At 53.6% G+C, this 14,712-nt stretch carries 13 protein-coding genes and 2 pseudogenes; 9 read left to right on the top strand and 6 right to left on the bottom strand.

Going from position 1 to position 14,712, the window contains the following annotated elements; translation table 11 throughout:
• Positions 1-112 precede the first annotated feature (112 nt).
• From ACMZI0_RS01030 to ACMZI0_RS01020, 3 genes are all read left to right on the top strand, one after another.
• Complete coding sequence (locus ACMZI0_RS01030) at positions 113-589, top strand: sigma-70 family RNA polymerase sigma factor (protein ID WP_415671625.1); 477 nt, start codon at positions 113-115, stop codon at positions 587-589.
• A gap of 8 nt (positions 590-597) precedes the next feature.
• Complete coding sequence (locus tag ACMZI0_RS01025; protein ID WP_415671624.1) at positions 598-1,533, top strand: DUF4880 domain-containing protein; 936 nt, start codon at positions 598-600, stop codon at positions 1,531-1,533.
• A 175-nt stretch (positions 1,534-1,708) separates the two neighbouring features.
• Positions 1,709-2,719 carry an AI-2E family transporter gene (locus ACMZI0_RS01020; protein ID WP_415671623.1) on the top strand — a complete coding sequence of 337 codons (1,011 nt, stop codon included), beginning with the start codon at positions 1,709-1,711 and terminating at the stop codon, positions 2,717-2,719.
• Positions 2,720-2,763: 44 nt separating this feature from the next.
• Here the strand turns inward: ACMZI0_RS01020 and ACMZI0_RS01015 are convergent.
• The 5 genes and pseudogenes from ACMZI0_RS01015 to ACMZI0_RS00995 all read right to left on the bottom strand — a co-directional run bounded on the left by ACMZI0_RS01015 (position 2,764) and on the right by ACMZI0_RS00995 (position 7,734).
• Positions 2,764-4,170: pseudogene (locus ACMZI0_RS01015) on the bottom strand (MFS transporter).
• A 47-nt stretch (positions 4,171-4,217) separates the two neighbouring features.
• Positions 4,218-4,655, bottom strand: a pseudogene (locus ACMZI0_RS01010) (ATP-binding cassette domain-containing protein); the annotation flags it as partial.
• Between the two features lie 315 nt (positions 4,656-4,970).
• The gene (locus ACMZI0_RS01005) at positions 4,971-5,849 is read right to left on the bottom strand and encodes an ABC transporter substrate-binding protein (protein ID WP_415671622.1); all 879 of its coding nucleotides are present in this window, start codon (positions 5,847-5,849) and stop codon (positions 4,971-4,973) included.
• Positions 5,850-5,923: 74 nt separating this feature from the next.
• Positions 5,924-6,727, bottom strand: a complete 804-nt coding sequence (locus ACMZI0_RS01000) for a deaminated glutathione amidase (RefSeq protein ID WP_415671621.1) — start codon at positions 6,725-6,727, stop codon at positions 5,924-5,926.
• Between the two features lie 41 nt (positions 6,728-6,768).
• Positions 6,769-7,734: a nitrate ABC transporter substrate-binding protein gene (locus ACMZI0_RS00995; RefSeq protein WP_415671620.1), complete on the bottom strand. Its 966-nt coding sequence runs from the start codon at positions 7,732-7,734 to the stop codon at positions 6,769-6,771.
• A gap of 194 nt (positions 7,735-7,928) precedes the next feature.
• Between ACMZI0_RS00995 and ACMZI0_RS00990 the strand changes: the two genes are divergently transcribed.
• The 3 genes from ACMZI0_RS00990 to ACMZI0_RS00980 all read left to right on the top strand — a co-directional run bounded on the left by ACMZI0_RS00990 (position 7,929) and on the right by ACMZI0_RS00980 (position 9,191).
• Complete coding sequence (locus ACMZI0_RS00990; protein WP_415671619.1) at positions 7,929-8,162, top strand: GntR family transcriptional regulator; 234 nt, start codon at positions 7,929-7,931, stop codon at positions 8,160-8,162.
• A gap of 25 nt (positions 8,163-8,187) precedes the next feature.
• Positions 8,188-8,454, top strand: coding sequence for a hypothetical protein (locus tag ACMZI0_RS00985; protein WP_415671618.1), 267 nt, complete (start codon positions 8,188-8,190; stop codon positions 8,452-8,454).
• Between the two features lie 428 nt (positions 8,455-8,882).
• Complete coding sequence (locus tag ACMZI0_RS00980; protein WP_415671617.1) at positions 8,883-9,191, top strand: aminotransferase class I/II-fold pyridoxal phosphate-dependent enzyme; 309 nt, start codon at positions 8,883-8,885, stop codon at positions 9,189-9,191.
• A gap of 60 nt (positions 9,192-9,251) precedes the next feature.
• On the opposite strand, the gene nifJ is transcribed toward ACMZI0_RS00980, so the two are convergent.
• On the bottom strand, positions 9,252-12,785 hold the full coding sequence (nifJ, locus tag ACMZI0_RS00975) for a pyruvate:ferredoxin (flavodoxin) oxidoreductase (protein ID WP_415671616.1): 3,534 nt from the start codon (positions 12,783-12,785) through the stop codon (positions 9,252-9,254).
• 350 nt (positions 12,786-13,135) lie between these two features.
• Between nifJ and ACMZI0_RS00970 the strand changes: the two genes are divergently transcribed.
• The 3 genes from ACMZI0_RS00970 (at position 13,136) to ACMZI0_RS00960 (ending at position 14,564) form a co-directional block, all read left to right on the top strand.
• The gene (locus ACMZI0_RS00970) at positions 13,136-13,639 is read left to right on the top strand and encodes a hypothetical protein (protein ID WP_415671615.1); all 504 of its coding nucleotides are present in this window, start codon (positions 13,136-13,138) and stop codon (positions 13,637-13,639) included.
• 260 nt (positions 13,640-13,899) lie between these two features.
• The gene (locus ACMZI0_RS00965) at positions 13,900-14,217 is read left to right on the top strand and encodes a metallophosphoesterase (RefSeq protein WP_415671614.1); all 318 of its coding nucleotides are present in this window, start codon (positions 13,900-13,902) and stop codon (positions 14,215-14,217) included.
• Positions 14,142-14,564: a hypothetical protein gene (locus tag ACMZI0_RS00960; protein WP_415671613.1), complete on the top strand. Its 423-nt coding sequence runs from the start codon at positions 14,142-14,144 to the stop codon at positions 14,562-14,564. Before ACMZI0_RS00965 ends, ACMZI0_RS00960 begins: the two co-directional genes overlap by 76 nt.
• Positions 14,565-14,712 lie beyond the last annotated feature (148 nt).

Genomic DNA, 14,712 nt, shown 5'->3' with positions numbered 1-14,712 from the left:
TAAAGCCCTGCTTTCAAGCGGGGCTTTTTCATTTATCACTCATTTGCCGATAGTGGTTGACTTTGCATTTAATGATAATGAAAATCATTTCATTATCATTAAATGAGACACAATGGTGAACGGTCACGCGGCTACCTATGCTGACCCCGTCGAATCCCTGGCGGTACAGCGAATTTATCACGAGCACCATGTCTGGTTACAGGCGTGGCTGCGTCGGCGTTTGGGATGCTCGCAGCAGGCCACCCAACTGCGTGAACCTCGCGCCTGGTTGACCACTGTCGCCCACGGTCTGGTAGTGAATTTCTGGCGGCGGCGCGACATTGAAAATGCCTATTTGCAGGTGCTGGCGGAACAGCAGCTTGAGGTGGAGCCTTCTTTGGAGCAGCACGCAATCATTATTGATACGCTGCTAGAGATTGACCGCATGCTCAGCACGTTGTCAGTCAAGGCCAGGCAAGCGTTCCTCTGGGTACATCTCGATGTATTGACCTATCAGCAGGTGGCCGATCGGCTTGATGTCTCTGATCGCATGGTGAAAAAGTACATGGCGCAGGCCATGTTTGCCTGCCTGACCTGTCAGGAACGCTAATTCCCATCATGCGCTCCGACGATATTCCCCAGGACGTGTTTTACGATGCCGCTGAATGGTATGCCATTCTCTACGCGGATGATTGCACCGTGAATGAGCGCCATGCCTGGCAGCAATGGTTGAACAGCCATCCTCTGCACCAGCAGGCGTGGCAGCGCGTAGAACAGATTCATACCCGTTTTCATTCCGTCGATAAAACCGTGGCTTCCAGCGTACTTAGCCGTCAGGGAACTGAACGCCGTCACCTGTTAAAACTGTTGGCGTTGATGACGTTGCTGGGCGGCGGTGCCTACAGTGTTCCCTGGGAAAACTATGCCGCAGATTATCGCACCGCCAAGGGTGAAAACCGACGCTGGGCGTTGGCAGAGGGCCTGACGTTAAGCCTAAACACCGATTCAGCGCTCAAACGCTACGATCAAGACGGAAAAATTGCCGCGCTGCGACTGCTGAAAGGGGAGTGTTTGCTGGAAAGCACTGAGCCTTACTCGTTGCCGTTTTCCACGCCGCAGGGCGTTCTGACGCTGAATTCGCCCTGTCGGTTTGATGTGCGCTGCGATGAGCGTGAAAGTACGCTGGCGGTATTTAAGGGTGAAGTGCTGCTCCACCCGGCGAAGCAACCGAACGCGGTTGTGCGCGTTAGCGCCGGGCAACAAGTCACCTTTACCGATGCGGTGATCCAGCCCCCACAACCGGTGGAAGGTTTCCGTCAAAGCTGGCTAGATGGCATGTTGCTGGCGGACAATATGCGGCTGGACACCTTGATGTGTGAATATGCGCGCTATCGTAACGACTATTTTCCCCTTGATGACAAGGCGGCGGCTTTGCGTATTTCCGGGGTCTTCCCCTTGCAGGACGACGCGCGTTTTTTCAGCGCCCTGACCCGCACCTTGCCGATAATCGTCGAACGACGCTTTTCCTGGTGGATTACTCTGCGCGCCTGCTAATACCTTTCTGGTTTTTCAAGCAAAAAACGCTAAGAATAGGACAGGGTTAAGCAGATTCATTACCGGGCTTCTTTCTTGCGACATCTCTCGTGCGAATAGTGCGATAAACCGAGTGCTATTCTTGATGCCGTAGATATGCTTGCAGGCCCGCTCGTTACGCATACAGGATGTCGTCATGCAGTTATTAAATTTAAAACAGGCCAGGTGGCTTAGCCTGTGTTTTATGTTTGGGGGATTGCTGCTGCTGTTGTCACTACGGCTGCTGACGTGTTTTATCGCCGGGTTCCTGGTGTATGAAATCGTCAATCTGTTGACGCCTCATTTCCAAAAAATCATCAGTGGCAAACGAGCGCGCTGGGCGGTGGTGGCGATCATCAGTACGCTGGTGGTGAGTGTGCTTAGCCTGCTTTTTGGCAGCCTGACCGGGATCGTGATGCAGGAAATGCGTGATACGTCGGCATTCAATGCGCGTATCGGCGTGATTCTCAATGATGTACAGCGGCACATCATGGTTTATTTGCCGGGTTACTTGCCGGTGAGTGTCGAAGAGCTACAGCACGAATTTATGCGTTGGGTGCAGGAACATATCGTGATGCTGCAAACCATGGGCAAAGATTTTCTGCGCGGTTTTGTCACCATGTTGATTGGTATGGTTTTGGGCGCGATCGTCTCGTTGTACAACGTGCAAGAGGATACGGAAAAACCGCTGCTGAAATCGGAACTGATGCGGCGTGTTTCACTGCTCTCGATGTCCTTTCGCAATATCGTGTTTGCTCAGGCCAAAATCTCCTCGGTTAACACCATTCTCTCAGCGGTATTTATTCTCGGCGTGTTGCCCTGTTTTGGCGTGCACCTGCCGTTTGCCAAAACGTTGGTGGTGCTGACCTTCATCTTTGGCTTGATTCCGGTAATTGGTAACCTGATATCCAACTCCATTGTGTTTATTTCCGGTTTATCGATTTCTCTGCCGGTGGCGTTGGCGGAGCTGGTTTATCTGATGCTGATTCACAAACTGGAATACTTCCTCAATGCACAGATTGTCGGCACCCGAATCAAGGCGCATGCCTGGGAAATCTTGCTGGCGATGCTGGTTTTTGACGCGGCGTTTGGTATTCCGGGCGTGATTGCCGCACCGATTTACTATGCCTACCTGAAAAGTGAATTGAAGGAAGCGGCGCTGATTTAAGGTGGGGAATAGGTCAGCCCGCGAGAGCGGGCTGACAGAAGGCATTACCGTTCAGAAGTGGCAATCTGTGGTGCAGCGGCTTCCGGTTGCACGCCCAGCGGGTTATTACCCCAGCACTGTTCGTATTTCCAGCCAGTCAACTCTTCCGCGACGGCTCTGGCGTGTACCGGCACATCGGCGATAGCACCACCAGCCTTGATACGCGCAATCTCTTCCAGCAGGATGGCGTGGTTTTCACGGCCAAGCTTCATCTGCGTGGTGTAGTAAATAGCGACCAGCGCCAGACCGATAACCCCCCCAGTGAGAACACACCGACAATGGCGAGCACGGCGCTTTCCGGCCGTGCGGCATGGCCGGAAACAAAACCGAATTGGCTCAGCGTCCACCCCATGGCGAATACGATGACTGAACGCACCATTTTGCCCGCGAAGGTCATTGCCCCGGCTTAGACCCCCTCACGGCGACGCCCCGTCAACACCTCATCCACATCGGCCAGGAAGGTGTAGACCGTCCACGGAATGTAGTAGATACCGCCTGTGCTCAAGCCGAAGATGGCAGTGATGCCAAACAAGACGGCAATAGTCGCCCCTTCAGACCAGTTGGTGAAGTAGAGTGCAGCGTAGGCGATAACGCTTACGATCACCACCATCAGCGCCAAACGGAACGGACGCGCAAAACCCATTTTTACGCAGATACCGATGAACGCAGCGGTAGAGATAAGCTGCATGATGGAGCTAAAGCTGTTCAGCTGTGAGACCAGCTCGGTGTTTTGCTTCAACCCGAACACAATAAAGTAGGTGAAGGCGGAAGCGAACAGCCATTCTGCGCCAAAACCGAACAGGTACATCCCCAGGTGCTTGCGGAAAATACGCAAACGGAAGGTGGAAAGCATGTCCACGCTCAGTTTTTTCATGCACCAGTTCATTCAACGGGCGTTCCCAGGACGTGGTGTACAGGGCAATCATTGCCGCGCACATGATGAATCCATGGGTCAGGCCGGTGTAAAAGAACGGCGTAGCAGAGTCTTTACCGTAGATGGCGATAAACTGGCCGGGGATAAAGGCCGCCAGAAAGTTAGCCAGCTTGCCGAAAATCGCTTTAGAACCGGTCAACTTGGAGCGGATCTTGAAGTCGTGCGTCATTTCGGTCGCCAGCGTTTCGTATGGCACCATAATGGAGGTGTAAATCAGCTCAAACAGCACGTAGGTCGCCATGTAGTACCAGAAGCCGAAGCCACTGACCCACAGCAATGGATAGACCAGCACCAATGGTACACCCAGCAGAATAAAGAAACGGCGACGCTCAAACAGGCGACCCAGTCGGGTGTTGTGAAAGTTATCACTGACGTAACCCATCACCGGGTTGCTGATGGCATCGATGATACTGGCAACGGAGAAAATGGACGCCGCTTCAACCAGCGTAAGCCCACAAAAGGTGGTATAGAAATACATCAGTCATGCGCCGCTGATCGCCAGTGCGCCGCTGCCAATCAGGTTTGCGCTTCCTGGCGATCCTGTTTATGTACGCCGACCGGTGCTTCAATGATGTTTTGCAACACCGTCATATGGGGATAGAGGTTGAACTGCTGGAACACCATGCCGATATGGCTACGCTGGCGCGCAATATCGCGTGCTGACAGTGCATAGAGCTTCTCGCCGCGCAACTGGTAGCCGATCTGCTCATCGCCCATCATGATGTAACCTTCATCCATCTCTTCCAGATGGTTGATGCAGCGCAGGAAGGTTGATTTTCCCGAACCCGATGGCCCCAGGATCACCACGGTTTCGCCGCTGTTCACATCCAGATCGATGCCGCGCAGGACATGGTTGTCGCCAAAGTATTTATGAACGTTTCGTGTCCGCACCAGTGGCGGCGTGCCGCGAAAAAACCAGATGTAGAGGCTGGAAAGCCCGCTCAGCAACCGATTGCTGGACATGCGGTCAATCGCCAGCAACAGCCCCAATATAACGCCGATGATCATGGCCACGACGGTAAGGCCCAGGGTCCCAATCCTTCGAGAACGGTTTTCTCGTTGAACCACTGATAAACCACATGCCATTCAAAGTTTTTATTGGTGCTGACGGACCAAAGGACATAAAAAGCGATAACCAGCGTTAAGCCCCAGGAAAGCCGCTGGCTAAAGCGGCTGGGTGGCAGGGCCCTGGCAACATTTCTCAGTGTATCCACGACGAAAGAATACCTCTCAACGTTGTTGGCGGTGTAATAAACGGTTTCTATGCAGAAACGTTGATTACTTGGCTAAATTGACGCCCGGCGCAGGCAGCATGTTGTCTGATAAGTGCCATGTCTTCATGACGGCGGCATAGGTGCCGTTATCAAACAGCTGTTGATAGGCTGCTTGAATCACTGGCGTCAGCGGTGAATCTTTGGCAAACACCGACCCTTGATAGAGGTCGTTAAAACCGTTGTGTTGCTCGGTGCCAGCCAGTTCTAGCTGTCCGTTGGTCTGCTCAACGAAATAGGTCAGCGGTGCCTGAGAAGAGAAGAACGCATCTGCACGGCCAGAGCGCACAGAAAGAATAGAGGTAGGCTGGTCAGTGTAAGACTGCACCGCAATGGCGGGTTTGCCTGCGGCCGTACAGGCTTCCGATTGCTTAACGATCACTTGCTCAGTGGAACCACCGGACATCACGGCAATACGTTTACCGCAGGTATCGTCCAGCGTATTGATTTTTTCCGGGTTACCGCTTTTAACCGCGAACACCACGAATTCACGGACAAAATCGACGAAATCGTTTTTCTCCTGACGTGCAGGGAAATCACCGATTGGCCCCAGCGCAAACTGGTAGCGTCCAGACTGGATGCCGCTCAACAGACCCGATAACTCACTGACGGAAGCATGTTCGATTTTAACACCCAGCAGTTCGCCCAAGGCTTTGGCGAGATCGGCGCTGGCACCATCAAGAGAGTGTGTGCCGTTAACAATCTGGTAAGGAGGGAATGAACCGTTATTGACGGCATTCAGCACGCCGGTTTTTTTCACGTCATCCGGCAAACGGTCATGCAGGCTTTTGTTCAGGGTTTGGGTCGGAATGTCAGCGGCCAGTGTGCTTGCAGAAAACAGTGAACCCATGAGTAACGCGGTATATCCCAGTCTTTTCAGTGTCATGCTGTGTTCTCCTCTGCCTTTATTGGAATGCAGATGTCAGTGATGGTAGTGAAAATCAGTGATGGTGGTGAAAACTATCCTTGTACTTCATGTGGTAAACGCGGCGCAACAAAACGGCGGTTAACCAGTGCCGGTAAAACGTCGCGGGCATAAGCGGTGCGTTTTGGATCGATATCAGCATAGACTAGCGCGGGCGTTTCTGGCGCCTGAACGACCACGACGCCGAGCGGGTCGACCACCATGCTGTTACCGATGTTTCGCACACCGCACTCCCCAACCGCTACCACATAGGTAGTGTTTTCCAGAGCACGGGCGCGTACCAGCAGCTCCCAGTGCGTCTCTTTCAGCGGCCCTTTGATCCAGGCGGCGGGCAGCACCAGAAGATCGGCGCCATCCAGTACCAGACGACGGGCGAGTTCGGGGAAACGGACGTCATAGCAGGTCATCAGACCCACATTCAGCCCGGCGACGTTGACCAACGGCGGAACATCTTCTCCCGGCACCACGTTTTCCGATTCCTTCATGGCGAACGCATCGTACAGATGCAATTTGCGGTACTGCGCGATGATTTCGCCGTTGCGAACGGCAACCAGCGTGTTCCAGACTTTCTCTGTGCCGTTAGGAACGTGGATGCTCATCATGGTGGTCATGTTATTGCCACGACTGGCCGCGAGCACCTGCGTCATAAACGGGCCATCGAGGGGTTGCGCGGCGGTCAGCACCAGCTTGGGATTGGTGATATCACGTGCCAGAATGCCTTCAGGCAACACCAGCAGATCGGTACCAGCCTGTTCGGCCTGTTCCATCAGCGAGAGCGTGGTGATGACATTGTTTTGCCACTCTTTATCTACCGCGAATTGTCCCAACGCAACTTTCATAGCAACCCCTGTTATCCATCACTTAGTTAAGGTTCACATCACTACTGGCATGACCACGGGAACAGCGCTTCAGGGGTTAGGCATTCCTCCGTGATCTTCTGCGCATGCAGTTCACGGGCGAAATCAGCGATCATCACTTTATTAACCTCAAAACCGTTTTCATTCCAGTTGGCGGGCAAATCCTGCGCAGTTCTGCGCAAATCCTCCAGCAGCCACGGCGTGGTGTCGGCATACTTGATGCGTTTGTTCATCCACATGGCGTAGGATTGATCAATCACCTCGCTCAATGCTTCCGGTAGCCAGGGGTGCTCTTGGGCTATCTCGGGTTTGATGCCAAGAACGTGCATTCCCGGGTTGTAACCCACCGCATGGAAGTAATCTAATTCAGCCTGGCGGAAATCCCGCTGCAACTGGCGTAACCCTGAATGCCCGCTGAAATACCCGTCCGGTCCGTCCGGCATAAAGGGGGTGAAAATGGCATCCAGTCCGCCATTTTTCAGCAGCGTGCTCAGCGGTTGTTCGCCGGGCGCGGCTTCAATTCTTCCCGGCTGACCAAACTTGCCAAGTCGGTCAACAATCGGGTGTGCGTCAGTTAAACGGCCGGCGTACCAGTACGCATCTTCTGTTTCCACCCCTTCGCGACGCAGCAGGGCGCGCGTCCAGGTATTGCCAGAGTCCTGCCAGCCGGTAACGCCAATACGTTTTCCTGCCAACCGCGATAACTCGGTCAACAGGCTTTCTTCCGTTGTCAAAATGCAGCGCTGGCGGAACCCCCGCATCAAGAAATGCGGGAGTGCCAGCAAACTTTCATCGCTACGCGCACGGCTTTGCGCGTAGCGGCTGAAAGAGACTTCGCCTGCATCGTAATGCGGGCTGTGGGCTAAATCGTCGGGCAGTGTGCCCACCCGATCGATCGCCAACGTAAAGCCTTTTGGTTTGATGTCGCCTAAAGCGAGTGGGGTAAAATAGTCCCAATCGCGCACAGCTAATCTAATTGTTATTGTCACGTTGTTTTCCCCGGTGAAGGCTAACAAATCCGCACATCTCTTATTATTCGCTTGCTTACAATTGCGCATTTTTTATACGTAATACGACTTTTTTTGATACTAGATCGTCATTTGTATGTGTACAATAAGATTTTTGTTATTGAACAAATTATTTTTCTATAACCACAAAAATCGATCCCAACTGGTTGGCAGGAATGCTTACCAACCCCACGATTCGTGGGATTGCGATGGATATCGCTGCACTGATCCGTGAAGAGCGCATCGCTATTGGCAGCCAGTTGCCGTCGGTTCGGGAACTGGCCGAAGTGCTGGGTGTGAGTCTGGCAACGATTTCGGCTTCCTGGTCTCAATTGCGGCGGCAGAACCGGGATGTGGGTGTGTGGTCAACATGTATCGCCTCGCCCGGAGCATTTCGAGAAGATCGGTAACTTTGGCGACACGATCTTGGCCGATATGACACTTTCAGCGCCGGATCCTGCCTTGCTGCCTAATCTGTCGGCCGCGCTGCGCCACGGTCTGTTAGCTCCGAATTTGAACAGCTACCAGCGCACTGCCATCATCCCGGAATTGGAGCAGACGGTGCGCAGCCACTGGCCTTATCCGGCGGAGGCGTTTATCACGTCGGATGGTGGATTCGATGGTATGTATCTGGCATTGCAGGCGCTGCTGTTCCCGGGTTCGACAGTGGCCGTGGAAAGTCCTACGGCGGCGCGCGTGTGATCATCTGGGGATGAATGCCATTATGGTGGAGTGCGATGTGCATGGCCCTGAACCCGAGGCGCTCAAACAGGCGTTGCTGCAAAAGCCGACGGCGTTTATTTTCCAGCCCAGAACGCATTCGCATACGGGCAACGCCATGAGCCATGAGCGGCTGACCGAGTTGGCCGCGTTGCTTGCCGGGCACGATAATGTGCTGATTCTGAAAGACGATGGCGTTGGAGAATTATCAACCCACCCGGCGATCAGTCTGGGGCGTTACTATCCCGATCGCACAGTGCATATTCGTTCCTACTCCAAAGCCTACGGACCGGATTTACGTTTGGCAGTGATGTCGGGCAGCAAAACCTGCATGGGGGCAGATCTAATCCTTCCGACATTTTGGTGCGGGATGGAGCAGCCGGATACTGTAAGGGGCGCTGGCCTATTTATTGACGGATGCACAAACTCAGCAGAGTATCGCGCATGCGCAAGAGGTTTATCACCAGCGGCGACAGGCGTTAGCAGATGCGCTGGCACGGCGCGGCGTGTATGTGCCGGAAAACGACGGCCTTTGTATCTGGTTACCGGTGCCTTCGGAACGTTATGCCTTGGTGACACTGGCAGCACGCGGCATTGCCGTGCAGCCGGGAGAGCGGGCTGGGGTAAAAAACGGGCAGTTTATTCGGCTCAGCATCTGCCAACTGCCCGATCATCTGGTGGAACCCGTAGCCGAAGCTGTCAGCCAGATTTTTCGCTAGCGCGCGTTTTCCTCACGAGATCCTCGGTTTTCACAGAGGATCTCGTCGGGTATCACGGCCTTATTCTTGCGAATTCTTCTCTGCTTTACCCGCCATCAGCGTCAGGAAATCAAAGCGACGACGCAGATCCAGTTCCGCTTCCTCATACAACCGTGCAGTCTCTTCCGGCATTTGTGTATTCAGCCGGCGGAAGCGCTGCTCTTTCAACAGCGTCTCGCTCAGGCTGCTGGATGGCGGACGCGAATCCGTTACCAGCGCAGGTTTGCCTTCTTCCACACGACGCGGATCGAAGCGATAGAGCGGCCAGAATCCGGTAGCGGTCAATTGACGCATCTGATCGTGACTGAACGCCAGATCGTAGCCGTGCTCTTCACACGGACTGTAGGCGATAATCAGCGATGGACCCGGCCAGGCTTCCGCTTCCTGAATCGCTTTCACCGTTTGGTTAAGCTGTGCGCCCAGTGAAATCTGCGCGACATAAACGTGACCATACATCATCACGTTGGTGCCAAGATCTTTACGCGCCTTGCGTTTACCTTTTTCACCAAATTTGGTGACCGCGCCCAATGGCGTGGCTTTAGACTGCTGGCCGCCCGTGTTGGAATAGCACTGGGTATCCAGCACCAGCACGTTGACGTTTTCTGTCAGGCTCATCACATGATCCAGACCGCCGTAGCCAATGTCATAGGCCCAGCCGTCACCGCCAATCAGCCAGACGGATTTGTCCACCAGGTGGTCGGCGTCGTGGCTGAGCTCCCGTGCAGCCGGTTCATTGAGGCTGGCAAGCTGTTCACGCAACTGTGCGATTTGCTGACGGCGCAGATCCGGCGCGATATTCTCTTCCTGCAATGCGCTCACAAGATCGGCGGGGAGCTGCGGTGCCAATTGCAAGAGCTGACGCAAGGCGCGTTGGCGATGTTGATCCACGCTGAGACGGAAACCCAAACCAAATTCGGCGTTATCCTCAAACAGCGAGTTGGCCCAGGCCGGACCGCGTCCGTTGGCGTCGGTTGTCCACGGGGTGGTGGGTAGGTTGCCGCCGTAAATGGACGAGCACCCGGTGGCGTTTGCCACCAGTAAACGATCGCCATAGAGCTGCGTTAACAGTTTGATATAAGGTGTTTCACCACAGCCGGAACAGGCGCCCGAGTACTCGAACAGCGGTGTAATCAATTGAGACGTGCGGATATCGATACGTTCCAGCTTGCTCTTGTCGATTTCCGGCAATTGCAGGAAGAAATCAAAGTGGGTTTTTTCCACGCTCAGGTTATCCAGGCGGGATTCCATGTTGATGGCTTTGATCTCAGGGTGTTGACGGTCTCTCGCCGGGCAAACCTCGACGCACAGATTACAGCCAGTGCAATCTTCCGGGGCGACTTGCAGTACATACTTCTGGCCACGCATATCACGCGCTTTCACATCGAGCGATTGCAGTGAGTCGGGGGCGTTGCTCATGGCATCGGCAGGCACCACTTTGGCACGGATGGCGGAGTGTGGGCAGGCGGCGACACAGTGGTTACACTGCGTACAAAGCTCCGGCTTCCAAAGTGGAATGGCTTCCGCAATGTTACGTTTTTCCCACTGGGTGGTGCCGGTGGGCCAGGTGCCATCTGGTGGCAGGGCAGAGACGGGTAAGGTATCACCCAGTCCGGCCAGCATGGTCGCGGTCACCGTTTTAACGAAATCCGGTGCGGCATCGGACACCACTGGCGGGCGTTGCGGGCTTTCTGGATTAACAGCTTCCAGCGCAACGGATTCCAACGCCGCCAGCGTGGCTTCCAGCGCCTTCCAGTTGCGCGCGACCAGTTCTTCGCCTTTGCTACCGTAGCTCTTCTCGATGGCGCTACGCAGTTTCTCCACCGCCACGTCGCCGGGCAATATCTGGGAGAGATGGAAAAACGCCATCTGCATCACGGTGTTGATACGCGCGCCCAACTGACATTCGCGGGCAATTTTTGCCGCGTTGATGCAATAGACTTTTGCCTGGCGTTGATTGAGTCCTGCTTGCACCTCTTGCGGCAGGCGGTGCCACAGATCGTCAGCGCTGTACGGGGTGTTAATCAGGAAGATACCGCCGGGTTTCAATCGCTCCACCATGGCGTATTTGTCGATGAACTGCCATTGGTGGCACGCAACAAAATCGGCCTGATCGATGAGATAGGCCGAATTGATAGGGTGTGGGCCAACGCGCATATGCGATACCGTCAGGCTGCCCGCTTTTTTGGAGTCGTAGACGAAATAGCCCTGCACAAACATTGGTGTGCTGGAGCCGACAATTTTGATGGCATTCTTGGTGGCGGAAACGGTGCCATCACTGCCCAGACCGTAGAACAACGCTTCCAATCCGGCGCTGGAGGGGAAATGTTGCTCCGGCAACGGCAGTGAAAGGTGGGTCACATCGTCATAAATCCCAACGGTGAAGCGTGGTCTCGGGTTGGCAAGCGCTAACTCATTAAAGATGGCCTGCACGCACTGTGGTGTGAACTCTTTGGATGACAAGCCATAACGGCCACCAATGGTACGCGGCAGGGTTGCACGCTCTCCACGGGAAAAGGCTTCCGCCAGCGCTGTCATCACATCCAGATAAAGCGGTTCTGCCAGGGCGCCGGGTTCTTTGGTACGATCGAGTACCGCGATGCTCTGCGCGGTTTGCGGCAAGGCGGCGAGCAGATGCTGGGCCGAAAACGGGCGATACAGACGCACTTTGAGCACACCCACTTTCTCGCCGCGAGTCAGTAGGGCATCCACCACTTCTTCGCAAGTACCGACGCCTGATCCCATCAGCACAATCACGCGAGTCGCTTCCGGGTGTCCATAATATTCAAATGGCTGATAGCGGCGTCCGGTCGCCTCGGCAAAGGCATCCATCGCCTGTTCAACATGAGAATAGGTGTTGTTGTACCACGGGTTGGTAGCTTCGCGCGCCTGGAAGAAGGTGTCCGGATTGGAGGCCGTTCCACGGATCACCGGACGTTCTGGTGTGAGCGCTCGCTCACGGTGCGCTGCAATCGCATCCTGAGGCAACAGCTTCAGTAATACTTCATCGCTCAGCGGTTCCACTTTATTAATTTCATGTGAAGTGCGGAAACCGTCGAAGAAATGGATAAAGGGGACGCGGCTGTTAAGCGTCGCGATTTGTGCAATCAAGGCGAAATCTTGCGCTTCTTGCACGGTGTTGGCACACAGCAGAGCACAGCCCGTCTGACGCACGGCCATCACGTCAGAGTGATCGCAGAAAATGGAAAGCGCATGGGTGGCGACGGTACGGGCGGCAACGTGCAGCACGAAAGGCGTTAACTGCCCGGCCAGCTTGTAGAGCGCCGGGATCATCAACAGCAATCCCTGCGACGACGTGAACGATGTCGCCAGTACGCCGGTCTGCAGCGCCCCGTGTACAGTGGCGATAGCGCCGCCTTCAGACTGCATTTCGATCACCCGCGGGGTATCTCCCCACAAATTTTTGCGCTCATCGCTCGACCACGCGGCAGCCTGCTCAGCCATGGAGGAACTTGGGGTAATCGGGTAGATGGCGATGACGTCGTTTGCTCGCCAGGCTACAGAAACGACTGCGCTGTTACCGTCAGTGGTGATCATGATTTAACCTTAACTTGCTTGCTCACAGAATGAAATACGATTGTTTTTTTGCATTATCGCATCAGAGAAATGGATTTGGATGAACCATAATGTGCTCAGATGTATAAATACGCGTGAATGAGCATCTTTTCAGACGAATGTATCACATAACCCAATCACCGCCTATCTTGCGACGGGCATTACCGCCACGTAAATTACAATAATATCAATAAAAATCAGATAGTAACGCCGATATATTGAAAATTGTTAATTTTTTTCTTAAACTGATACTGCCGTGACAAAAAATGCGATATGTTACCTAAACCCCGGTGATACAGAGCTATTTGCCAGGGGCATAATAAGAGGACAGGATGATGGCAGATGAGTTGCAGAACAAACTCGTTACGGCGTTAACGTCTTTGCGTGAGCAGGGGAAAACGCCGACGCAGGCCGTCGAGCATATGATTCAGGCATTGGGCGGGCACTACCATGATATTTCCCGCATTAGTGTATTAAATGCCAAACTGATTGCCGATGTACTGTATACGGTTTATCAGGGAACGATCACCGCTCAAGAGTTGGCGGTGTTACTGCGCAATATGTGTTATGGCGGGCCGGATATCGCTTTGGCAATTCGAACCACCTTCACGACGCAGCGATTGGGGCACTGCTGCTGGATGCACAGGTTTATCCTGAGAGTGAAAAGCACGAGGTGCACCATGCAAAATTTGCTGTACCTGAGTGTGACCAGGCGGTGGAGGCGCTTTACTCCGCCTAGCGATACGATTCGTTGCCGCCATCCCGGCTTCCGGTGTGGCGGTGTAAATGCCTTTCTCCACCTCTCTGTTAGCATATTGCCTGGCATGTATTGCTGATAACAATATCGTCTACTTTGTTACCCGTTGTATTTTATAAAAATCGATTTTTTTCTTGTCCCGAATAGTTTTAATACTGTGCGGTTGCGATCTGTTACGCATAATTATGTGTAGCTGTGTGATTTTGTGGTTTTCAGTTCTATAGACATTGGTTTGCGAAAATCTTCTGCAACGTTGCGGCTTTTACTCCCAGATTGCATGAACTGCGCCTGCTGCGAGCGACATAACATTAAAACGTCATTGCGGTTTTGGAGGTGGAAATGCAAGAGATTATTCGTTATCGCAGTATTTGCGGGGATGATTATCGCCATGTGTGGGTTGTTGGGGATCTTCATGGCTGTTATCAGCAATTGAAACAGCAACTGGTCGCGAGAAACTTTGATGAGCGTTGCGACTTGCTGATTGCCGTCGGCGATCTTATCGATCGTGGGCCGGACAGCGCTGCATGTCTGGCATTGCTCGATGCCCCTGGTTTACCTCAGTGGTCGGCAATCATGAATGTATGGCGCAAGCCGTGTTGCAAGGGGGGAATAGCCACCACTGGCGTGACAATGGCGGGGACTGGTATTTCAATTTGAGTGCGGTGCATCGTCATTCGGTCGATCGACTGATCCATCTGTCGGCATCACTGCCACATATTCTCGAGGTAAAGGTGCAAACACGCCTTTATGTTATCGCTCACGCGGATTATCCAGCCTCGCGCTATTATTTCGGGCTACCGGTTAATGTGGATTATGTAGTGTGGGGGCGAAGGCGATTGCTGCAAGCACAGTCTGGCGTACATCAGCGGATTGAGGGGGCTGATCGCTTCATCTTCGGACATACGCCGGTGGATAAGGATAAGGTTTGCGTGTATGCCAATCAACTCTACATTGATACCGGTGCCGTGTATGGCGGTCCCCTTTCTATGGTGCGACTGCGCTAGTGAGATATCTGTTTCTGCTCACTCCTCTCCTTCTTAACACCCTGTCATCTGCCTGCTGTTTCAGGTAGGTTACGATATTTTACTCACGTTCGATATAGTGCAGTAGCGTGATTTTTATCGCCCAATTAACAAAATGCTGTTCATACTG

The organism is Symbiopectobacterium sp., assembly GCF_047692315.1.
Lineage (GTDB): Bacteria > Pseudomonadota > Gammaproteobacteria > Enterobacterales > Enterobacteriaceae > Symbiopectobacterium.
Note: the sequence above shows the minus strand (reverse complement) of the source record. Positions and strands in the feature narration are given on the sequence as shown.